Origin of the sequence: Erythrobacter cryptus DSM 12079 (assembly GCF_000422985.1) — a bacterium.
Lineage (GTDB): Bacteria > Pseudomonadota > Alphaproteobacteria > Sphingomonadales > Sphingomonadaceae > Erythrobacter > Erythrobacter cryptus.
The window spans coordinates 1-19,549 of the sequence record NZ_AUHC01000001.1 but is presented as its reverse complement, the minus strand read 5'-3'; the positions used below and the strand labels follow the sequence as shown (position 1 = coordinate 19,549).

Annotated in this window: 19 protein-coding genes, 2 tRNA genes, 1 other RNA gene and 1 pseudogene; 7 read left to right on the top strand and 16 right to left on the bottom strand. The window is 67.5% G+C overall.

The window, feature by feature from the left end:
- Positions 1-13: 13 nt before the first annotated feature.
- Positions 14-577 carry an elongation factor P gene (gene efp, locus G524_RS0100110; protein WP_027441876.1) on the bottom strand — a complete coding sequence of 188 codons (564 nt, stop codon included), beginning with the start codon at positions 575-577 and terminating at the stop codon, positions 14-16.
- A gap of 181 nt (positions 578-758) precedes the next feature.
- Here efp and G524_RS0100105 point away from each other — a divergent pair, with 181 nt between their 5' ends.
- Positions 759-1,163, top strand: coding sequence for a hypothetical protein (locus G524_RS0100105; RefSeq protein ID WP_036856994.1), 405 nt, complete (start codon positions 759-761; stop codon positions 1,161-1,163).
- Between the two features lie 51 nt (positions 1,164-1,214).
- Here G524_RS0100105 and G524_RS0100100 read toward each other — a convergent pair whose 3' ends face one another.
- From G524_RS0100100 to tkt, 9 genes are all read right to left on the bottom strand, one after another.
- Complete coding sequence (locus G524_RS0100100) at positions 1,215-3,326, bottom strand: TonB-dependent receptor (protein WP_169447822.1); 2,112 nt, start codon at positions 3,324-3,326, stop codon at positions 1,215-1,217.
- Between the two features lie 126 nt (positions 3,327-3,452).
- Positions 3,453-3,872, bottom strand: coding sequence for a DUF2946 family protein (locus G524_RS0100095; RefSeq protein ID WP_027441873.1), 420 nt, complete (start codon positions 3,870-3,872; stop codon positions 3,453-3,455).
- Between the two features lie 13 nt (positions 3,873-3,885).
- Positions 3,886-4,563 carry a thiamine phosphate synthase gene (thiE, locus tag G524_RS14485; protein WP_051220852.1) on the bottom strand — a complete coding sequence of 226 codons (678 nt, stop codon included), beginning with the start codon at positions 4,561-4,563 and terminating at the stop codon, positions 3,886-3,888.
- Positions 4,564-4,594: 31 nt separating this feature from the next.
- The gene (locus tag G524_RS0100085) at positions 4,595-4,996 is read right to left on the bottom strand and encodes a hypothetical protein (protein ID WP_156893967.1); all 402 of its coding nucleotides are present in this window, start codon (positions 4,994-4,996) and stop codon (positions 4,595-4,597) included.
- 82 nt (positions 4,997-5,078) lie between these two features.
- A complete protein-coding gene (locus G524_RS0100080) occupies positions 5,079-5,966 on the bottom strand; it encodes a fructose bisphosphate aldolase (protein WP_027441871.1) in 888 nt (295 codons plus the stop codon).
- A gap of 124 nt (positions 5,967-6,090) precedes the next feature.
- On the bottom strand, positions 6,091-6,543 hold the full coding sequence (locus tag G524_RS0100075; protein ID WP_027441870.1) for a PaaI family thioesterase: 453 nt from the start codon (positions 6,541-6,543) through the stop codon (positions 6,091-6,093).
- Entirely contained in the window at positions 6,540-7,757 is a 1,218-nt protein-coding gene (locus G524_RS0100070; RefSeq protein WP_027441869.1) for a phosphoglycerate kinase, read from the bottom strand. Before G524_RS0100070 ends, G524_RS0100075 begins: the two co-directional genes overlap by 4 nt.
- A 92-nt stretch (positions 7,758-7,849) precedes the next feature.
- On the bottom strand, positions 7,850-8,857 hold the full coding sequence (gene gap / locus G524_RS0100065; RefSeq protein ID WP_027441868.1) for a type I glyceraldehyde-3-phosphate dehydrogenase: 1,008 nt from the start codon (positions 8,855-8,857) through the stop codon (positions 7,850-7,852).
- 15 nt (positions 8,858-8,872) lie between these two features.
- Positions 8,873-10,819 carry a transketolase gene (tkt, locus tag G524_RS0100060; protein ID WP_245561270.1) on the bottom strand — a complete coding sequence of 649 codons (1,947 nt, stop codon included), beginning with the start codon at positions 10,817-10,819 and terminating at the stop codon, positions 8,873-8,875.
- 281 nt (positions 10,820-11,100) lie between these two features.
- On the opposite strand from tkt, the gene G524_RS0100055 reads away from it, so the two are divergent.
- The 5 genes from G524_RS0100055 (at position 11,101) to G524_RS0100040 (ending at position 12,958) form a co-directional block, all read left to right on the top strand.
- A complete protein-coding gene (locus G524_RS0100055) occupies positions 11,101-11,346 on the top strand; it encodes a hypothetical protein (RefSeq protein ID WP_027441866.1) in 246 nt (81 codons plus the stop codon).
- Positions 11,343-11,825 (top strand): cell division protein ZapA, encoded by a 483-nt coding sequence (locus G524_RS16150; protein WP_051220783.1) that lies wholly within the window; start codon positions 11,343-11,345, stop codon positions 11,823-11,825. The genes G524_RS0100055 and G524_RS16150 overlap by 4 nt, the downstream gene beginning before the upstream one ends.
- An 11-nt stretch (positions 11,826-11,836) precedes the next feature.
- Positions 11,837-12,008, top strand: a non-coding RNA gene (gene ssrS / locus G524_RS16450) — 6S RNA.
- A 120-nt stretch (positions 12,009-12,128) separates the two neighbouring features.
- On the top strand, positions 12,129-12,707 hold the full coding sequence (locus tag G524_RS0100045; RefSeq protein WP_027441865.1) for a 5-formyltetrahydrofolate cyclo-ligase: 579 nt from the start codon (positions 12,129-12,131) through the stop codon (positions 12,705-12,707).
- Positions 12,707-12,958, top strand: a complete 252-nt coding sequence (locus G524_RS0100040) for a DUF2842 domain-containing protein (protein WP_027441864.1) — start codon at positions 12,707-12,709, stop codon at positions 12,956-12,958. Before G524_RS0100045 ends, G524_RS0100040 begins: the two co-directional genes overlap by 1 nt.
- Positions 12,959-12,997: 39 nt before the next feature.
- Here the strand turns inward: G524_RS0100040 and G524_RS0100035 are convergent.
- The 5 genes from G524_RS0100035 to thyA all read right to left on the bottom strand — a co-directional run bounded on the left by G524_RS0100035 (position 12,998) and on the right by thyA (position 17,970).
- Positions 12,998-13,074, bottom strand: a tRNA-Asp gene (locus G524_RS0100035).
- 117 nt (positions 13,075-13,191) lie between these two features.
- Positions 13,192-14,496 carry a dihydrolipoamide acetyltransferase family protein gene (locus tag G524_RS0100030; protein ID WP_027441863.1) on the bottom strand — a complete coding sequence of 435 codons (1,305 nt, stop codon included), beginning with the start codon at positions 14,494-14,496 and terminating at the stop codon, positions 13,192-13,194.
- Between the two features lie 8 nt (positions 14,497-14,504).
- Positions 14,505-15,575, bottom strand: coding sequence for an alpha-ketoacid dehydrogenase subunit beta (locus G524_RS0100025; RefSeq protein ID WP_027441862.1), 1,071 nt, complete (start codon positions 15,573-15,575; stop codon positions 14,505-14,507).
- The gene (locus G524_RS0100020; RefSeq protein ID WP_027441861.1) at positions 15,572-16,882 is read right to left on the bottom strand and encodes a 3-methyl-2-oxobutanoate dehydrogenase (2-methylpropanoyl-transferring) subunit alpha; all 1,311 of its coding nucleotides are present in this window, start codon (positions 16,880-16,882) and stop codon (positions 15,572-15,574) included. Before G524_RS0100020 ends, G524_RS0100025 begins: the two co-directional genes overlap by 4 nt.
- 119 nt (positions 16,883-17,001) lie before the next feature.
- The gene (gene thyA, locus G524_RS0100015; protein WP_027441860.1) at positions 17,002-17,970 is read right to left on the bottom strand and encodes a thymidylate synthase; all 969 of its coding nucleotides are present in this window, start codon (positions 17,968-17,970) and stop codon (positions 17,002-17,004) included.
- Between the two features lie 113 nt (positions 17,971-18,083).
- On the opposite strand from thyA, the gene G524_RS0100010 reads away from it, so the two are divergent.
- Positions 18,084-18,160, top strand: a tRNA-Pro gene (locus tag G524_RS0100010).
- A gap of 207 nt (positions 18,161-18,367) precedes the next feature.
- Here G524_RS0100010 and G524_RS14475 read toward each other — a convergent pair.
- Positions 18,368-19,549: pseudogene (locus tag G524_RS14475) on the bottom strand (IS5 family transposase); the annotation flags it as partial.

Below are 19,549 nucleotides of genomic sequence, written 5' to 3'. Positions count from 1 at the left end.
TGCCCCTCAGCCCTCAGCCGGCCTTGCCGACATAGGTCTGTTCATAGACATCGACGATGATGCGCGTGCCGGCCTCGATATGCGGCGGCACCATGATGCGCACGCCATTGTCGAGCACCGCGGGCTTGTAGCTCGAGGAGGCGGTCTGGCCCTTCACCACCGCATCGGCCTCGACGATCGTCGCTTCGACCTGCTGCGGCAGTTCGACCGAGATCGGCTTTTCGTCCCACATCTCGAGCATCACCTCCATCCCGTCCTGCAGGAAGGGCCGGGCATCGCCTAGCAGGTCGGACGGCAGGGTGATCTGCTCGTAGGTGTCCTTGTCCATGAACACCAGGCTGTCGCCATCCTCATAGAGGAACTGGAAATCCTTGGTGTCGAGCCGCACCCGCTCGACCGTGTCGGCGCTGCGGAAGCGCACATTGGTCTTGCGCCCGTCCTGCAGGTTCTTCATCTCGACCTGCATGTAGGCCCCGCCCTTGCCGGGCTGGGTGTGCTGGATCTTGGCGACCTTCCAGATGCCGCCTTCATATTCGAGGATATTGCCGGGGCGGATATCAACGCCGCTGATCTTCATGGGGCTGTGGGCCTTTGTGTGGAGGTGGAAAGAGCAAGGCCGCGCAGCCGGGCCTCATCAAGCCCCGCCGCCGCGCAGCGCCCGGCGCCCATAGCCGAGGCCTGCGCGCCCGGCAAGCGCGCAAGGGGTCGGCGCGCAAGGCCATGGCCTTGCAGCGGCAAGGCTGATAGAGGCGCGGGCGATGAAGACCCGCACCATCCTGCTCATCCTGCTGTGCGCCGCGGCGCTGGCGGCCTATCTGCCCGCGGGCGCGGCCGGGCAGATGCGCGATCGCGCCGCTCCCTCGACCAGCGGGATGCTCGGCATCCTCCAGCACGGCGAATGGCAATGCGCGCTGCCCGGCGATGCCGCGGGTGCGGCCTTTGTGCCGGTGCCGGAAGAAAGCTTCCGCATCGCCGCCGCCTCGAGCTATGTCAGCCCCGCCGGGCGGGGCATCTATCTCATGCGCGGCGCGGAGGTGGTGTTCACCCGCGGCCCCAAGAAGGACCAGCGCTTCCGGGTGCTGGGGGAAAACACCCTGCAAAAGCTCAACCCCGATGGCAGCCTGAGCAAGCTGATCTGCACCCGTGTGGGCAGCGCGGGCTGACCGTAACCGGCGAACAAGGCGCCGGATGCGGCCAGCCTTCACGCTTTGCGCTCAGAACTGCGCCTTCACCCGCACCCAAGCGCCGCGTCCCGGCCCCGGCAGGCGTGCGCCCACCGGCACGTCAGAAGCGCCCACGCGGCTACGCCCGGCAAGGTGCGGGGCATAGGCCTCGTCGGTCAGGTTCTCGATCCCCGCTTCGAGCGCGAGGCCTTCGCTGAAGGCGTAGCGCGCGAACAGGCCGAGCGTGATGTAGCCATCGCTGGGAGGCTCGCTGTTGGTGAGCGAGACGCGGTTTTGGTCCGCCGCCGCGAACACCTCGGCCCCCAGCAACAGATCGCCGGTGGCCCAGGTGGCAGAAAGGCGCAGATTGGCCGGGGGGATGCGGTAGAGATCATCGGCAATGTCGCGCCGCTCCCCGCGCACCACACTCGCCGTGCCGGCAAGTTCAAGACTGGCGAGCGGGCGCAGAACGAAGTCGAGATCAAGCCCGTAGAGCGCGGCATCGGTGTTGCGGAACATGAGCGGGGTGGGATCGCCGTTCATGCCCGCCACCATCTCCACCGGCGTGTCGATCACCCCGGGGGTGGCATCGAAGGGCGTACCCTGGATGAAGTCTTCGATCCGCCGATAATAGACCGTCGGGCGCAGCGTCAGCCAGTCATTGACAAAGTCGAACCCGGCCTCGGCAATCCACGCGACTTCGGGCGCAAGCGCCTGATTGCCAACATAGATATTGCCATCGGCAAGGCCATAGCTGGCCTCGGTCGGCAGCCAGGCAAAGCGCTCGAGTACGCTTGGCACCCGGGTCTTGCGCGCGAGCGACAGGCGCGGGACCAGGGCGCCGCCCGGGCGCCACAGCCGCACCGCCGCATCGAGAGTGGTGTCCTCGGCCTTGCGTGCCGAGGCGACAAAGGCTGCCGCCAGACCGCGGGGGCCCATCGGTACGGCGGCCCCCAGTTGCGGGATCCCCACCGATTGCTCGATCCGGTCGATCCGTCCGCCCAGCTCGAATTGCGCCGCGCCCAGTTGCCCGCGCCATTGCAGGTAGCCGCCGATCCGCTCGGCCTGAACATTCGGCTGCGACTGGATAAAGAACGCCGGATTGGTCGGATTGGTGATGGTGACGAAGCGGTCGTGCAGCTCCGCATCCGCGCCCACTTCGAAATAGGCGCTGTTGCCGCCGAATCGCAGCGCGGCCTCGGCCGTCACCGTGTCGGCATCGGCAAAAGTCGCGCGCGCCTGCATCGGCGCGGCGGCGGGCTGGCGCAGCGTCTGGTTGTCCATCAGGTGCCGCACCGCGACATGGCCCAGCCGCACGGTCAGCCCGACATTCTCGGCAATCTGCCCGCGAAATCCGCCCTGCACGAAGTCGGTGTTGAAATAGACGATGTCGAGCGCAAACGGCGGGTTGCCCGAAGGGTCGGTCTCGCTGCGGCGATATTCGACGAACAGTTCGCCCGCGCCGGTCTGGAAGCCCGCGTGGACGCCGTAGAGGTTGCGTTCGAACGAGGTGCCGACCGCCTTGCCGCCGGGGAAGCGGTAGTCATCGCCCTCCTCGCGGCTGGCGATGAGGCCGAAGCGCCAGCGCTCGCTCGCGAGCGCCGCAAGGCCGCCGACGGCATGGCTGTCGTCGACGCTGCGATACTGGCTCGCCATGCGCACTTGCGGCGTGAGGGTGGGCCTGTCGGCGAATTGCGCCTGCACCAGTTCTGCATTGGCAGCCCCGCCAAGCGCCGGGCCTTGCGAAACCGGGGCCACCCCGCGGGCCACCTCGATGCGCTCGATGAGGATCGCAGGGGCATAGTGGTGCGGCGGATCCATGGCATTGGGCCCGCCGGTGGCAAAGCGCTGGCCATTGACCCGGCCGAGCACGCGCTCGCCGGCAAGGCCGCGATAGCTGAACTGGCCCGAAAGCGCGCCATTGCCATAGATGTTGCCCCCGGCAACGCGCGCGGCGATGGCGGCAGCATCGGCGGGCAACGCCACCTGGTGCGGGAGGGCAAGCGAATCGCTGGCGATCGCCTCGCGCCGCGTGGCCCTGGCAGTGACGATAATGGTATCGGTAAGGGGCGCCTCGCGGGGATTTGCAGGGGCAGCCGTTTGGGCCAGTGCAGGCGGCGCGGCCGTGAGCGTGCATCCGGCCAACAGGCCGGCGCGGATCATGGAAGCAAGGTGCATTGTCTAGGTCCGGTATCGGTGGAAAAGGCGCGGCCGGCCTCGGCCTGCCGCGGCACAGGCGCCCGCCCGCCCCGCCGCCAGCAGGCGGCAGGGCGCAAGCGGCGCTGAGGATCAGGCGGTGGGAAGCGGCGGGCCGCGCAGCGGCGGGCGCAGGAAGGCGGGCACGCGCCGCAGCGGCGCGCGCGTGGGCGAAAGGCCCAGCAACAGCACGAAGGAAAGTGCCGCAGCCAGCAGCAGCGGATCGGCCCCGCCAAGCGCCGCCTTGCCCAGAGCCGCAAAGGCGCAGGGCTGGTGCTTGTCTGCCGCCGCGCCATGCTCCTTGGCCCCGGTGTCCTTGCGCACCGGAACCGCGATCGTGATCTGCCGCGGCGCGCCGCTGGCATCGGCGCAGATGGTGACGGTAAGCAGCCGCTCACCCGCCGGCGCCAGCATGGTGCCCGCCGGCAGCAGCGCCTTCATCGCCAGCACCAGCGCCAGCAGCGCCAGCACCGTGCGGGCGTGGCGGCAGAGGAAGGCGCGCAGGCACATCATCGCAGGCGCGCGCCTAGCCGGGATCGGCGGCGCTATCACCCTTGCCGTGGGGCTCGGGCCGCAGCACCCGAGCGAAGGCCTCGATCGCCGCGACCTCGTCCCCGCCCCACACCGCGTGGCTCACCGCAAGGAAATCGGCCCCTGCCTCGACCAGCGGCCGGCAATTGTCAGGGGTGATCCCACCGATGGCAACGCAGGGGATCTCGAACAGGCGCACCCACCAGGCAATGAGTTCGGGCGTAGGCCGCGCGGCCTCGCCCTTGTCCTTGGTGTGCGAGGGGAAAAAGGCCCCGAAGGCGACATAATCGGCCCCCGCCTCGCCTGCTTCCATGGCAAGGTGCTTCGAGGCATGGCAGGTGACGCCGATCTGCGCCTGGTGGCCGAGCGCGGCGCGGGCATCGCGGGGTGAGCCATCCTCCTGGCCCAGGTGCACCCCATCGGCCTTCAAACGCTTGGCCAGCGCGATCGAATCATTGACGATGAAGGCCACATCATGCGCGGCGCAGATTTCCTGCAAGGGCGCGGCAAGCCGCGCGGCCTCGTGGCTGTCCACCCCTTTCACGCGAAACTGGAAGGCGGTGACGAGATCGCCATGCCGCCGCGCGCCCGCGGCGAGCGCGCGCTCGAGCCGCTGGGGAAAATCGCCGCCAACCTCGAGCGGCGAGATGAGATAGAGCTGCGTCGGGATCATGGAGCGCGCATAGAGGCTTGGCGCGCCGCGGTCACCCCTCTTGGGGCTGGCCAGCGCCATGCGGGAAGCTGCGCCCCATTCCCCAGGCGCCAAACCCACCTGCTGCCCCTGCCACGAGCGGCAGCAGCGCAGGCTCGTAGCCAAGCCCGATCACGCCCGCCATCAATCCACCCGTCACGAGCGGGATGAGCGCGGCAAAACGGGCGGTGGAAAGCCGGTCTGCCGTGGGCCGCCACGCGGTCCCCAGCCACTGCGCCGCGATCAGCCCCATCGTCGATGCGAGGGCACCATTGATCACCGTGATCGTGCTCGCCCCAGCGCGCGCCTCAGGTTGGAGCCAGCCGATCATGGTTGCAGTAAAGTCAAGCAGCGCCCAGCCGAGGCCAAGGAGGCCCAGCGCACCGACAATCAAACCGATCCGACCTGCCAACATCTTGCCCTTCCTCACGGCTTTGCTGCGCCGTGCTGTCACGCGGCCAAGGCCAATGGCAGCGCGGATCGCTGGAGCGCGCGCGTCAATCGACGGATGCCGCCGCGATCTGGTCGATCGCCTTGGCGAGCACCGCGTTGAATTCCTCGTCCGACTGGTCGCGGCGCAGATCCTGCAACAGGCCGCGGCTGAAGCTGGCGATCATCCCCGGGTTCTGCGCGAGGCGCGCGCAGGCCTCGTCGGTCGAATAGCCGCCCGAGAGCGCGACCACGCGCAGCACCTTGGGGTGGCTGATGAGCGGCGCACAAAGCCCGGCACGCGCCGGGATCGAGAGCTTCAGCATCACCTGCCGGCCTTGGGGCAAGGCCTCGAGATGCTTGAGGATTTCGCCAAGCAGCAGTTCCTCGCCCGCCTCGCGATCGGCGGCGGTGATGTCATATTCAGGTTCGATGATCGGCATCAGCCCGGCGGCGAGAATCTCGTCAGCGACGGCAAATTGCTGCGCCACCACCGCGGCGATGCCAGCAGGGTTGGCAGCCTTGATCACCGAGCGCATCTTGGTGCCGAACATGCCCGCAGCCACCGCCTTGTCGAGCAGCGCTGCGAGCTTGCCCATCGGCTTCATCAGCTGGACGCCATCGGCCTCCTCGGCGAGGCCCTCGTCCACCTTGATGAAGGGCACAATCCCGCGGGCCTTGAGCGCCTCGGCGGTGGGGCGGCCATCGACCTCGCCATCCATGGTGCGCTCGAACAGGATCGCCCCGATCACCTTGCCGCTGGCAAAAGCGGGCGCGGTGATCACCCGGGCGCGCATCGCGTGGATGAGGGCGAACATCTCCTCCTCGCTCGCCCATTCGCTGTCCGCCACGCCATAGCCCCTGAGCGCCTTGGGGGTGGAGCCGCCCGATTGATCGAGCGCGGCGATGAACCCCTGTCCGGTGGCAATGCGTTGGGTCATTTCCTCAGTGTTCATCGCAAAAGCTCTCCAAGTGGCTCGGAATGGCTGAATTGCGGCCCCTTGCCGCCTTTGCATACCTATGCATTGCGCGGCCGGCCTGCCCTTAGCGAGGCGCCCGCGATGCTGCAACCGCGAAGGCTCAGCGCCTCGAAATGCGGCGGATGATCCCGGAAAAGCTGAGCGCCGGCTGGCCATCGCCGGTGACAAGGCCGCGCACGAAGATGGTCTTACCGCCACCGCGGGTGACTTCGCCGCGCGCCTCGACCAGCGCCCCGGCGCTGATCGGGCCGAGAAAATCGCCCGAAAGGTTGAGCGTCACCGCATGGTCGCCGGCCAGCGCATCGGTGGCGATGGCAAACAGCGCGAAATCGGCAAAGGTCATCAGGCAGCCGCCGTGCATGAAGCCGCCGCCGTTCATATGCCGCGGCTCGGCGCGAAAGGCGCTCACGTAGGAGCCATCATCCTCGCGGCGAAAGAAGAACGGGCCGGAGCGGGTCTCGAAGGGATCGCCCTGCCAGAAGCGCCAGCCGGCAAATTCGCCCTCCTGCATCACCGTAAGGGCACCGTAGCTGGATTCGACCGCCTCGCTCATGCGCCCCCGCCCGCCGCGATCAGCGCCGCAACGCCCGGCAGTTCGCGTCCTTCCATCCATTCGAGGAAGGCCCCGCCGGCGGTTGAAACATAGGAGAAATCCTGCGTCACCCCGGCAGCGGCAAGCGCCGCCACCGTGTCGCCACCGCCAGCAACGCTGGTGAGCGAGCCTTCGAGCGTCAGCGCTGCGGCGGTGCGTGCGAGAGCCACGGTGGCCGCTTCGAAAGGCGGGGTCTCGAAGGCGCCCAAGGGCCCGTTCCACACCAGCGTGCGGCAGGTCTTGAGCACATCGGCGAGTGCCTCGACCGCCTGGGGGCCAAGATCGAGGATCATCTCGTCATCGGCCACCTCATGGACATTGCACACCCGCAAGGAGGGCGGGTTGGCGGCAAATTCCTGGGCCACCACCACGTCATAGGGCAGGTGGATGGTGCAACCGGCGTGATCGGCCTCATCCATGATCCGCGCCGCGCTCGCAGCAAGCTCGTGCTCGCACAGGCTCTTGCCCACCTTCACCCCGCGCGCGGCAAGGAAGGTGTTGGCCATGCCCCCACCGATGATGAGATGCTGCACCTTGCCGACGAGGTTCTCAAGCACGGCAAGCTTGGTCGAGACCTTGGCCCCGCCCACCACCGCAGCCACCGGCTGCTCAGGCTTGCCGAGCGCCGCGTCGAGGGCCTTGAGTTCGGCCTCCATTGCCCGGCCGGCATAGGCCGGGAGCAGGCGCGCGAGGCCCTCGGTGCTGGCGTGGGCGCGGTGCGCGGCGGAAAAGGCATCGTTGACGTAGAAATCCCCGTGCGCAGCGATGGCCTTGGCAAGCTCGGGATCGTTCTTCTCCTCGCCCGGCCAGAAGCGGGTGTTCTCGAGAAGGCCGATGTCGCCGTCCCGCAGGATGCCGATCGCCTGGGCCACCACCGGCCCGGCGATCTCGGGAATGAACATCACCTCGCGCCCCAGCACGCGCTCGACATCGCCCACGACCATGCTGGTCGAAAGCGTGGAAGAACGCCGCCCCTTGGGCCGCCCGAAATGGGCAAGCAGCAGCACCTTGGCACCGCGGCCAGCAAGCTCGAGAATGGTGGGCCTCACCGCCTCGACCCGCGTCACATCGCTCGCCGAGCCATCCTTCATCGGCAGGTTGAGATCGACCCGCACCAGCGCGACCTTGCCGGCAAGGTCGGCGGGCAGATCGTCGAGCGTCCTGAACTTGGCCATGAGTTTCCCGTCCTTGTGACGAAGGTGCAGGCCCGCCGGGGCCCGCCACCGCCTTTCACGCCCCGGCCCCGCGCCGGGCTGGCGAAAATCGCTTACAGGAGCTTTGCCATCACCCCGGCGGTGTCGATCATACGGTTGGAAAAGCCCCATTCGTTGTCATACCAGCTGACCACGCGGGCAAGCTTGCCTTCCATCACGCTGGTTTCCAGCGCATCGACGGTGGAAGAGGCCGGGTAGTGGTTGAAATCGCTCGAGACCAACGGCTCCTCGGTATAGTCGAGCACGCCCTTCATCGGTCCTTCGGCAGCGGCCTTGAGCGCTGCGTTGATCTCCTCGGCGCTGGTCTCGCGGCTGGGCACGAAGACCAGATCGACCATTGAGACATTAGGGGTAGGCACCCGCACCGAGGAACCATCGAGCTTGCCCTTGAGTTCGGGCAGCACCAGGCCGACAGCCCGCGCGGCGCCGGTGGTGGTGGGGATCATGTTCTGCGCCCCGGCTCGGGCACGGCGCAGATCCTTGTGGATCTGGTCAAGCATCCTCTGGTCATTGGTGTAGGAATGGATCGTGGTCATGAAGCCGCGCTCGATCCCGATCACATCATTGAGCACCTTGGCCACCGGCGCGAGGCAATTGGTGGTGCAGCTGGCGTTGGAGACGATCACGTCATCGGCGGTGAGCGTCTCGTGGTTGACCCCATAGACGATGGTCTTGGAGACGCCCGTGGCCGGCGCCGAGATCAGCACCCGCCGCGCGCCCGCGGCAAGATGCGGGCGGCTCGCCTCGTCCGACTGGAAGAAGCCGGTGCATTCGAGCACGATATCAATCCCCATGGCGCCGTGGGGAAGCTTGCCCGGGTCCTTCTCGGCCGTCACCGCGATGCGCTTGCCGTTGACGATGATGGCATCGCCCGCGGCCTCGACCGTGCCGGCAAAGCGGCCATGGATCGAATCATAGGCAAACAGCAAGGCATTGGACCGCGCATCGGCCAGATCGTTGATCGCAACGAGTTCAAGATCATGGTCATCGCGCTCGAGGATCGCGCGCGCAACCAGCCGACCGATCCGGCCGAAGCCGTTGATGGCAACCTTGGTGGCCATGAATAATTCTCCTGCCTATGCCTTGAGTTTGTTCAGGATTTGCGGGACGATCGCGTCCGCGGTGAAGCCGAAATGGGCAAACAGATCGCCCGCCGGGGCCGAAGCGCCGAAGCGGTCAATCCCGATGTTGAGCCCGTCCCTGCCGGTATAGCGCTCCCAGCCGAAGGTGCTGCCCGCCTCGATCGAGACGATCAGCGCATCGCGCGGAAGGATGTCGGCACGATAGGCCGCATCCTGCCGGTCAAACAGTTCGGTGCAGACCATCGAGACCACATCGGCGCCGATCCCCTGCTCCTCGAGCCGTTCGGCGCATTGACAGGCGAGCGCCAGTTCCGAACCGCTCGCCACCAGCACCACCTGCCGCGGCGCGCTGGCGGCGCGCAGGCGATAGCCGCCGCGTTGCACCTCGCCCAAATGCTCCGGCCCGAGCAATTGCGGCACATTCTGGCGGGTGAGCACCAGCACGCTCGGCGTCTCTTCGGCGCGCAGCGCCAGCTCCCAGCACAGCGCGGTCTCGACCGCATCGGCCGGGCGCATCACCAGGAGATTGGGCATGGCGCGCAAGGAGGCCAGATGCTCGATCGGCTGGTGGGTCGGCCCGTCCTCGCCCAGCCCGATCGAATCATGGGTCATCACATAGATCACGCGGCAATGCTGGAGCGCCGAGAGGCGGATCGCCGCGCGGGCATAGTCGGTGAACACCAGGAAGGTGCCGCCATAGGGGATCACCCCGCCATGCAGCGCCATCCCGTTCATCGCCGCGGCCATGCCGAACTCACGAATGCCATAATAGACATAGCGCCCGGCATAGTCCTCACGCGTCAAGGCAGTGATCCCGCCCGCGAGCGTGTTGTTCGAGCCAGTGAGATCCGCGCTGCCGCCAATCGTGTCGGGAAGCTGCGGGTTGATCGCGGAGAGCGCCAGCTCGCTGGCCTTCCGGGTCGCCACCTGCTGCGGCTTGGCGAGCAGCGCCTCGACATGGGCCGTGAGGCTGAAGGTGCCCGGAAGATCACCCGCCATGCGCCGCGCGAACTCGGCCTTGTGCGGGCTTGCCGCCAGCCGCCCGGCCCAGGCGCCATGCGCCGCGCGCCCCGGCTCGCCGGCCATGCGCCAGTCGGCAAGGATCGCCTCGGGGATCTCGAAGGGCGGATGCGCCCAGCCCAGCGCCTCGCGCACCGCCGCGGCCTCGGCAGCACCCAGCGGGGAACCATGCACGCCACTGGTGCCCTGCTTGTTGGGCGCCCCCTTGCCGATCAGTGTGCGGCAGGCGATGAGCGAGGGACGCGGATCAGCCTTGGCCTCACCCAGCGCGCGGTCGATATCGGCAAAATCATGGCCATCGCAGCTGGCAACGTGCCAGCCGGTGGCGGCATAGCGGGCGAGGATATCCTCACTGGTCGACAGATCGGTGGCCCCGTCGATGGTGATGCGGTTGTCATCCCACAGCACGATCAATCGCCCAAGCCCGAGGTGCCCGGCAAGGCCGATCGCCTCGTGGTTGATGCCCTCCATCAGGCAGCCATCGCCGGCGATCACCCAGGTGCGGTGATCAACGAGGTCGTCCCCGAAAACGGCGTTTAGATGCCGCTCGGCCATTGCCATGCCCACCGCCATGGCAAGGCCCTGCCCCAGCGGCCCGGTGGTGCATTCCACCCCTTCGAGCAGGAAGTTTTCCGGGTGCCCGGCACAAGGGCTGGAGAGCTGGCGAAAGGCGCGGATGTCGGCGATCGTCGGGCGCGCATAGCCGGTGAGGTAAAGCAGGCTGTAGATCAGCATCGAGCCGTGTCCGGCCGAAAGCACGAAGCGATCGCGATCGGGCCAGCGCGGCGCTGAAGGATCGAACTTGAGGTGCCGGGCAAAGAGCACCGTGGCGACATCGGCCATGCCCATGGGCATGCCCGGATGGCCCGAATTGGCCGCCTCGACCGCGTCCATCGCAAGCACACGGATGGCATTGGCCATGGGCTGAAGCCGGGCGGGATCGAGGCTGATCGGCACGAAAATCTCCTGCGGCGCACCGGGCCGGATGGGGCGCCCGCGCTGGCACATGCGCGATTCGACCCCTGCCCCGGTGCGCCGTGCCATTGCCGAGCGGCCCCGAGAGGTCAACCTTGCGCAGCGCTGCTGCGGCAGTGGCGGCCCGTGCCTCGTCCCGCCGCAGCCCCCGGCTGGCCTCGTCCACTTATCAACAGCCCCGCCCAAGCCTTTGCGCGCAGCCCCTTCTCTTGGTATCCCTCACGCCCATGGACGCCGCGAGGATCGAGAGCGCGCTCAAACGGATCGAGGCCGCCATGGCGCGGATCGCGGCGGCGCGTGCGGGGCTGGCCGCGGCGGGCCCGCACACCGGGGCAGGTGGCGGCGCAATCCCGGGTGGCGGATCGGCGCGGGTGGTCGAACTCGTCAATGCCCATGAAAAGCTGCGCGAGCAGGTGGCCGAAAGTCTGCGCGAGCTTGATGCCGTGCTTGCCAGCCTCGAGGAACAGGCATGAGCACGGTCACGCTCACCATCGGTCCCAAAAGCTACGCGGTCGCCTGCGCCGACGGGCAGGAGCCGCAGCTCGAGGCGCTGGGGGCGATGGTGGCCGAGAAATATGCCCAGATCGGCGCGGCGCGCGCCCCGCTCGAGGCGCAGAACCTGCTGTTTGCCGCGCTGTTCCTGGCTGATGAACTCAATGAATTGCGCAGGCGCGCAGCCGCGCTCGAGGCCGTGCCGCGGCTCGAGGCCGAGGTCGCCCGGCTCGAGGCCGCACTGGCCGAAGCGCAACAGGCCGCCGCGGCGGCTGCACCCGCGCCCGCGCCGGAGCCGGCAGCCGCAGCGCCCCCCGCCCCTGCCGCGGCCATGCCGCCCCAGGGCGATCTCTTCGCCTCGAGCGCGCCGTTTGCTGACCTTGCCGAGCGGCTCGAGGCGCTCGCCGCCGAGGCCGAGGCCAGCGCGGCTGCGCTTGAAGCGCTCATCCCCAGCGCCTAAGTAGGTCCGCGGCGGGACTGCCCGGCACGAGCCGACAGAATATCCCTGAGGCTATAAGCAATCCATGGGAGCTGTCCCTGCCCCTGTCTGCCGGTTCGCCCGGAAGGCTCGGGTATATGGCGCCCACCTGACGTTACTGGCGTCAGAGGATTTCGAGCGCAACCGACCCATGGTGGTTCCGCCACGTTCTTGATTGTCGCGGCCCATCCGGGCTGCGATCCGCGCGGCCATGCGTTGCATGGTGGAGGGACGCGGCGCCCTTGCCCTTGTCGCCCATTGGTCGGAAGGCTACCCCCTCGCCCAATGACAGCGCCCACGAAATCCGACCTGCGCCGCGCCTTGCGCGCTGCGCGCCGCGCCCATGTTGCCGCCCTGCCCGAGACGGTGCACGCGCTGGTGTTCCACCGCCCACCCGCAGCGCTCCTCGCACGCATCGGCGATGAGGCGGTGATCGGGCTCTACCACGCCGCCCCGGACGAGGCGCCCTCGGCCGCCTATGCGCGCTTTTTCCTCGAGGCCGGGCACACCATCGCCTTGCCCCATTTCAGCGCCCGCACCGCGGCGATGTGCTTTCGCCGCCACACCGATCCCTATGGCGAGAGCGATCTGGTGCCCGGCCCCTTCGGCGTGCTCCAGCCCGCAGCCGATGCCGAGGCGCTGGTGCCCGACGTGCTGATCGTGCCGCTCTTGGGCTTCACCCCCTCGCTGATGCGGCTTGGCCAGGGCGGCGGGCATTATGATCGCTGGATCGCGGAACATCCGCCGCGCCTTGCGGTTGGCCTGGCGTGGGATGTGCAGCTGTGCGAGGCCCTGCCCACCGAGCCGCATGACCGCCCGCTCGATGCCGTTGTCACCCCTACCCGTGTCTATGGACTGGATTGATGCGCGAGACCCCGACCTGGCGAATCCCCTTCGGCATCCTTGCCCTGCTGATCGCGCTTGGTGCCTATGGCCTGGTGATCGCGCGCTATGCCCCGGGGCTGATCGGCACCTGGCCGGGCCTTGCCCAAAGCGCAGTCTATCTGGTGCTGGGCCTCATCTGGCTGCTGCCCTTGCGGCGTTTCCTGATCTGGATGGAAACCGGGCGCTGGAACCCGCACCGAAAGGGCGATGGGGATACCGGGGCTGGCTGAAACGTTCTGGAAGCACACCCTTCCCGCTTCTGGGGAAAGTGGCGCGAGTGACGGGGCTCGAACCCGCGACCTCCGGCGTGACAGGCCGGCGCTCTAACCGACTGAGCTACACCCGCGCATGGGCTTCCCGGACTGGGCAGCGGCGCCGCCCGTGTCCCGTGGAGCAGCGCCCTTAGGCTTGGGCGGGCGGGCTGTCAACGCCCTCATCGCCCGTCGCGCCGCAATATTTTTCCCTAATCGGCGATGATGAGCGCCGGGCTTTCGATCAGGCGCTTCATTGCCTGAATGAAGCTCGCCGCATCATGGCCATCGACCACCCGGTGATCGCAGGAAATCGAGACGTTCATGAGCTTGCGCTTGGCCACGCGCTCGCCGCCCAGCCCGTCGGGGACGAACATCGGCCGCTCGATAATGCGGTTGGGGCCGATGATGGCCACTTCGGGCCGGTTGATCACCGGGGTGGTGGCAATTCCGCCCAAGGGCCCGAGCGAGGTGATCGTGAGCGTCGAGCCAGAAAGCTCCTCCGATGTCGCCTTGCCGGTGCGCGCGGCCTCGGCCAGCCGGGCGATCTCGCGCGCCAATTGCCACAGGTTGAGGCTCTGCGCGTTGCGAATCACCGGCACCATCAGCCCGGCCTCGGTCTGGGTGGCCATGCCCATGTGCACCGCGCCGTGGCGGGTGACGATCCCCGCCTCGTCGTCATAGCGGGCGTTGATCATAGGATAATCGGGCAGCGCCTTGCAGATCGCGCGGATCAACAGCGGCAGCAGGGTGAGCTTGGGCCGCTCGCCGCGCCCGGCATTGAGCTGCGCGCGCAAGGCCTCAAGCTCGGTGACGTCGCATTCCTCGACATAGGTGAAATGCGGGATGTGGCGCTTGGCCGCGGCCATGTTCTGGGCGATGCGCTTCCTGAGGCCGATCACCCGCACCGCCTCGTCAGGCCGCGCCGCGCCCGCCGGGGCAAAGCCGCCTCCCGCATTATAGAGCAGGAAGGCATCAAGATCGGCATGGCGGATGCGGCCATCGGCGGCGGGCTTCACCTGCGCAAGATCGATCCCGAGATCGCGCGCACGCTGGCGCACCGCGGGGCTGGCAAGCACCTTGGATGCTGGCGCCGCCGGCCCGGGCGGCGGGGCCGAGGCTGCGGCGGACGCCTCCCGAGCAGGTTCGGGCGCGGGCGTTGGCGTTGGCGCGGGTGCAGGCGCCGACTCCTGGGCCGATGTGGCATCCGCACCTGCCTCTGCGATCTCGTCTGCCGCCGGCTCGGCGGGTCCGGATTGCCCCCCCGGGGATTCCTCGGCGGTCTCGATCACCAGCAGCATCGCCCCGATGGCGATGCTCTCGCCCACCTCTCCGGCAAGTTCGGTGACCACGCCTGCCACCGGGCTTTCGATGTCGATCGTCGCCTTGTCGGTCATCACATCGACAAGGTGCTGGTCTTCCTCGACCCTGTCCCCGACCTTGACATGCCAGGCGACAATCTCCGCTTCGGCAACGCCCTCGCCCACGTCGGGCATGTTGAATATGAACCTGGCCATGGCGCGGATCAGTCCTTGAGCAGCGTGTCGATCGCCTCGCCGATGCGCACGGGCCCAGGGAAATAGGCCCATTCGAGGCTGTGGGGATAGGGCGTGTCGAAGCCGGTGACGCGCACAATCGGGGCTTCGAGGTGATAGAAGCAGCGTTCGGCAACGAGCGCGGCAAGCTCGGCACCGAAGCCGCTGGTGCGGGTTGCCTCGTGCACGATGAGGCAGCGCCCGGTCTTGGCGATCGAGGCCTCGATCGTCTTGATGTCGAGCGGCACCAGGGTGCGCAGATCGATGATCTCGGCATCGACGCCCTTGGCGCGGCACACCGCCTCGGCCACGTGCACCATGGTGCCATAGGCGAGCACGGTGAAGGCCTCGCCCTCGCGCACCACCCGCGCGCTGCCGAGCGGGATGCGGTAATACCCCTCGGGCACGAGGCTGTCGGGATGCGTCTTCCACGGCGCGACCGGCTGGTCATAATAGCCCGAGAATGGCCCGTTGTAGATGCGCTTCGGCTCGAAGAAGATCACCGGGTCATTGTCCTCGATCGCGGCGATCAGCAGCCCCTTGGCATCGTAAGGGGTCGAGGGGATCACGGTCTTGAGGCCCGCCACATGGGTGAACAGCGCCTCTGGCGACTGGCTGTGGGTCTGACCGCCGAAGATCCCCCCGCCGAAGGGCGAGCGCACGGTGAGCGGGGCGGTGTAATCCCCGGCCGAGCGGTAACGCAGCCGTGCGGCTTCCGAGATAAGCTGGTCAAGCCCGGGATAGATGTAATCGGCAAACTGGATTTCGGGCACGGGCCTCAGGCCATAGGCGCCCATGCCCACCGCCACGCCGATGATGCCGCATTCGGAAATCGGGGTGTCGAACACCCGGGTCTTGCCATATTTGGCCTGAAGCCCGGCGGTGGCGCGGAACACCCCGCCGAAATAGCCCACGTCCTCGCCCATCACGATCACATCGGGATCGCGCGCGAGCATGATGTCAAGCGCCTCGTTGATCGCCTCGATCATGTTGAGGCGGCGTTCCCCCTCGGCCGCGGTCGCGGCAGCGGCGCTCTCCACGGTGTTGGTCTCGGCGCTCATCCGAAAGGCCTTTCGCTGCCGAACTTGGCGATGCGCTCGCGGATCGCCTGTTCGGCCTGTTCCTGCAGGTGCCAGGGCAGCTCCTCGTAAACATCCTCGAACATGGTGTGGAAGGGGTGGTGCAGACCATGACCGAGGATACCGTTCTTCTCGGCCTCCTTGGTGGTGGCCTTGACCTTCTCGGCGCAGGCAAGATCCATCGCCGCGTGGCGCTCCTCGTCCCATTCGCCGATGGCGATGAGATGCTGCTTCAGGCGGTTGATCGGATCGCCCAGTGGCCATTCCTCGCGCTCCTGGGCCGAGCGATAGGCACTGGGATCGTCCGAGGTCGAATGGCCCTCGGCGCGGTAGGTGAAATATTCGATGATGGTCGGTCCGTGGTTGCCGCGCGCGCGCGCGGCCGCCCAGGCCGCGGCGGCATAGCAGGCGAGCGCATCATTGCCATCGACCCGGAGCGCGGCAATGCCATAGCCGAGGCCACGCGCGGCAAAGGTGGTGCGCTCGGCCCCGGCAAAGCCGGAAAAGCTCGAGATCGCCCACTGGTTGTTGATGACGTTGAGGATCACCGGCGCGTTATAGACCGCGGCAAAGGTGCAAGCGGCGTGAAAATCGCCCTCGGCGGTGCTGCCCTCTCCCACCCAGCTTGCCGCGATCCGGCTGTCGCCGCGCATCGCGCTCGCCATCGCCCAGCCCACCGCCTGCGGGCACTGCGTGGCAAGATTGCCCGAAATCGAGAAGAAGGAATGGGCCCGGCTCGAATACATGATCGGCAGCTGGCGGCCCTTCAACTTGTCGGCGCGGTTGGAATATATCTGGTTGATCATGTCGATCAGCGGATAGCCGCGCGCGATGAGTATGCCCTGCTGGCGATAGCTGGGGAACACCATGTCGTCGCTCGCCAGTGCCATGGCCGTGGCCACCGAGGTCGCCTCCTCGCCGGTGCACTTCATGTAGAAGCTGGTCTTGCCCTGGCGCTGGCCGCGGAACATCCGCTCGTCAAAGGCCCGCACCAGCGCCATGTGGCCGAGCATGGTACGCAAGGTTTCCGGATCGAGCCGCGGGTTCCACGGTCCATGGGCATGGTGATCCTCACCCAGCACCCGGATCAGCCCGAAAGCGAGATCGTGGATCGCGCTGGGGTGCACGCTTTCGTCAGGGCGCGGCTGCGCGCCCGCCGGCGGTATCTCGAGATGCGAGAAATCGACCTTGTCCCCCGGGCGGTATTTGGGCTCGGGCACGTGCAGCGCCAGCGCCGGACGGTTGGGCTTTGCCGGCGCTCGCTCGCCCGGTGATCGCGGTTCGGCCATGGCTGCGCTCTCCCCCGCTGGCGGGCGGCACGGCGCCGGCCCGTTGGTGCAATCATTGCTTGATCGGGTATTTTTATTTCAAGCTCGGCGGGCGGTCAAGCGCGCCGCGCCGCGCCGGCTCACACCGCAACCGGGGCGCTGATCGGCGGCCACGGGGTGTAATCATGCACCACGAAATCCTCGATCCGGTGATCAAAAATTGTTTCGGGGCGCCGCAGGATCTCGAGCCTGGGGGTGCCGCGCGGCTGGCGCGCCAGCTGCTCGGCGACCAGCGCGGCGTGGTTCTCGTAGAGGTGGACATCGCCACCCATCCACACCAGCTCGCCCGGCTGCATATCCACCTGCTGGGCGATCATCGCGGTGAGCAGCGCCGCCGCCCACAGATTGAAGGGCAGGCCCAGCGCGACATCGCAGCTGCGCTGGTAAAGCAGGCAATTGAGCCGCGCCTCGGCGCCCGCGCCGGCGACATGGAACTGATAGGTCTTGTGGCAGGGCGGCAGGGCCATGCGGTCAAGCTCAGCGACGTTCCAGCCCTCGATGATGTGGCGGCGGCTGCCGGGATCGCGGCGCAGGCTTTCGATCAACTGCGCAACCTGGTTGATCGGCGTGCCCGGCTCATAAAGCCCATCCGGGCGGTAGCGAAAGGTGGGCCAGGCCGTCCATTGCTTGCCATAGACAGGCCCCAGCTCGCCCCAGCGCCGGGCGAAGTCCTCATCCTGCGCGATTCGCGCAGCGAAGTCCTCAAGGCTGATGGCATCACCGGTCTCGCGTACATAGCGCGCGTGCGGCCATTCGTTCCAGATCTTCACCCCCTGGAGCACCAAGGGGCGGATATTGGTGGAGCCGGAGAGGAACCACAGCAACTCGCGCGTGGCGGTTTTCCAATAGACGCGCTTGGTGGTGATGAGAGGCATGGCGCCGCCCGCAAGATCGAAGCGCAGCATCGCCCCGCAGATCGAGCGCGTGCCCACGCCGGTGCGATCACACCGCGCGCTTCCCGTCTCCCAGATCCGGCGCATCAGATCGAGATATTGCTGCTCGGGATGGGGCGGCGTGGGATGGTTGCGGGGAATCGCGCTGCTGGCCATGACAAGGTGACTATAGGGCGCATTTGCCCGCTTGCCACCCCGCCCGCGCGCGCCTATAGGGCCCGCCTTGCCTCGACCCGCGCGGGCCATCACCAGCGCGGGAACGACACGGTCGGGGAGTAGCTCAGCCTGGTAGAGCACTGTCTTCGGGAGGCAGGGGCCGGAGGTTCGAATCCTCTCTCCCCGACCAATTTCGGCACTTCAGCCCTTCAAATCGCTGTTTTTGCAGGATTTTCCCAAACCTGAGGAAATTGGACACCTCGAAGACCCCGCTATTTTCGGTCTGACGGCGGCGCGAAGGGTCTGATCGCGGTCTTTGGTCGGTGAGGTGTGGCCGTTTCGGCCTTGCTTCCTTGGTTTTCCGGGCCGGAGGGCCGCTTGGCGGCCCGTTTTCCTGCTACGCGGGCACACCTCGCCCCTCGAGCCAGGCGAGACGCTGGAAGTTATAGGCGAGGTTGGCCATGCCGATCTTGATCCGGGCGCGGCCGATACCGATGGTGCGGATGAACAACCCCATGCGGTGGTTGACGCCATTCGGGCGTCGCCTTCGGCTCTGACCGGCGAACACGTGTTCGACCGCCGAGCGGATGGCGGAGCGCTTCGCATTGGCCCGGGCAATGTGCTCGGGCAGCGGCCGGCGCGGCTTACGCCGCTGATGGATGTTGCTCTTGAACATGCCGCGCTCGAGGAACGCCTCGTTCTTCTTGGAGCGATAGGCCGTGTCGGCCCATACGCCCGAACCGGTGTTTTGCTTGCTGATGAGCTGCGGCAGCCGCGCCCCGTCATGGGCATTGGCCGCGCTGGCATCCCAGGTGCGGATCAGCCCATGCGCCCGGTCGATGCCGATGTGGGCTGCGCGCCTCGCCTGTCCCCCGGACAGGCTCGTGTGCTCGCTGTAGCCGAACATCGGGATGACAAGGTCGACCGGCTTGAAGCCCTTGGGTTGGGATCGGCACCCTCCCTGACCTTCGCCTTGGAGTATTTGACCGTCCAGCGGGCATCGCGATCTTTCTGGCGGATCTTGGCGGGCTTCTCTTTCCAGCGCTCCGGGATATTGCCCTGCTTGATCGCCGCGTTACCGCCCTTCGGGCGTTGCCTTCGGCCCTCCTCTTCGGTGTTGCGCTGCTTGGGTGCAGGCCCCACGGTTGCATCGATGATCTGCCCGCCCATCGCGAGATAGCCACGATCGGTCAGGGCAGCATCGAAGCGCGCGAAGAGCTTGTCGATCGCCTTGGCCCGCACCAGCCTCTCCCGGAACAGCCATACCGTGGTGGCATCGGGCACCCGGCCATCGAGCCCCAGGCCCAGAAACCGCTGGAACGACAGACGGTCCTTGATCTGGAACTCGCATCCCTCGTTGGAGAGCGAGTAGAGCGCCTGCAGCACCAGGATCTTGAACATCATCACGGGGCAAACGGCGGTCGCCCGCCTTTGCCCCGCTCGCTGCGCCGAAGTGCCACGATCAATGGCCCGCGCAACACTTCAAAATCCACCACCGACGCCAAACGCTCCAGCCGATCACCCGCCGCGCTCAGCGCCGCATACCGATCCGACAGATCAAAGAAACCAGGCTGACCCA

What these genes read in the sequence shown, in the direction of transcription:
- thiE (WP_051220852.1), bottom strand. Translation starts at nt 4,563, where the DNA reads ATGATCCCGACGCAGCTCTATCTCATCTCGCCGCTCGAGGTTGGCGGC.
- gap (WP_027441868.1), bottom strand. Translation starts at nt 8,857, where the DNA reads ATGGCCACCAAGGTTGCCATCAACGGCTTCGGCCGGATCGGTCGGCTG.
- G524_RS0100080 (WP_027441871.1), bottom strand. Translation starts at nt 5,966, where the DNA reads ATGAACACTGAGGAAATGACCCAACGCATTGCCACCGGACAGGGGTTC.
- G524_RS0100075 (WP_027441870.1), bottom strand. Translation starts at nt 6,543, where the DNA reads ATGAGCGAGGCGGTCGAATCCAGCTACGGTGCCCTTACGGTGATGCAG.
- efp (WP_027441876.1), bottom strand. Translation starts at nt 577, where the DNA reads ATGAAGATCAGCGGCGTTGATATCCGCCCCGGCAATATCCTCGAATAT.
- G524_RS16150 (WP_051220783.1), top strand. Translation starts at nt 11,343, where the DNA reads ATGAGCACGGTCACGCTCACCATCGGTCCCAAAAGCTACGCGGTCGCC.
- G524_RS0100025 (WP_027441862.1), bottom strand. Translation starts at nt 15,575, where the DNA reads ATGAGCGCCGAGACCAACACCGTGGAGAGCGCCGCTGCCGCGACCGCG.
- thyA (WP_027441860.1), bottom strand. Translation starts at nt 17,970, where the DNA reads ATGGCCAGCAGCGCGATTCCCCGCAACCATCCCACGCCGCCCCATCCC.
- G524_RS0100040 (WP_027441864.1), top strand. Translation starts at nt 12,707, where the DNA reads ATGCGCGAGACCCCGACCTGGCGAATCCCCTTCGGCATCCTTGCCCTG.
- G524_RS0100105 (WP_036856994.1), top strand. Translation starts at nt 759, where the DNA reads ATGAAGACCCGCACCATCCTGCTCATCCTGCTGTGCGCCGCGGCGCTG.
- G524_RS0100055 (WP_027441866.1), top strand. Translation starts at nt 11,101, where the DNA reads ATGGACGCCGCGAGGATCGAGAGCGCGCTCAAACGGATCGAGGCCGCC.
- G524_RS0100070 (WP_027441869.1), bottom strand. Translation starts at nt 7,757, where the DNA reads ATGGCCAAGTTCAGGACGCTCGACGATCTGCCCGCCGACCTTGCCGGC.
- G524_RS0100045 (WP_027441865.1), top strand. Translation starts at nt 12,129, where the DNA reads ATGACAGCGCCCACGAAATCCGACCTGCGCCGCGCCTTGCGCGCTGCG.
- G524_RS0100030 (WP_027441863.1), bottom strand. Translation starts at nt 14,496, where the DNA reads ATGGCCAGGTTCATATTCAACATGCCCGACGTGGGCGAGGGCGTTGCC.
- tkt (WP_245561270.1), bottom strand. Translation starts at nt 10,819, where the DNA reads ATGGCCAATGCCATCCGTGTGCTTGCGATGGACGCGGTCGAGGCGGCC.
- G524_RS0100100 (WP_169447822.1), bottom strand. Translation starts at nt 3,326, where the DNA reads ATGATCCGCGCCGGCCTGTTGGCCGGATGCACGCTCACGGCCGCGCCG.
- G524_RS0100095 (WP_027441873.1), bottom strand. Translation starts at nt 3,872, where the DNA reads ATGATGTGCCTGCGCGCCTTCCTCTGCCGCCACGCCCGCACGGTGCTG.
- G524_RS0100020 (WP_027441861.1), bottom strand. Translation starts at nt 16,882, where the DNA reads ATGGCCGAACCGCGATCACCGGGCGAGCGAGCGCCGGCAAAGCCCAAC.
- G524_RS0100085 (WP_156893967.1), bottom strand. Translation starts at nt 4,996, where the DNA reads ATGTTGGCAGGTCGGATCGGTTTGATTGTCGGTGCGCTGGGCCTCCTT.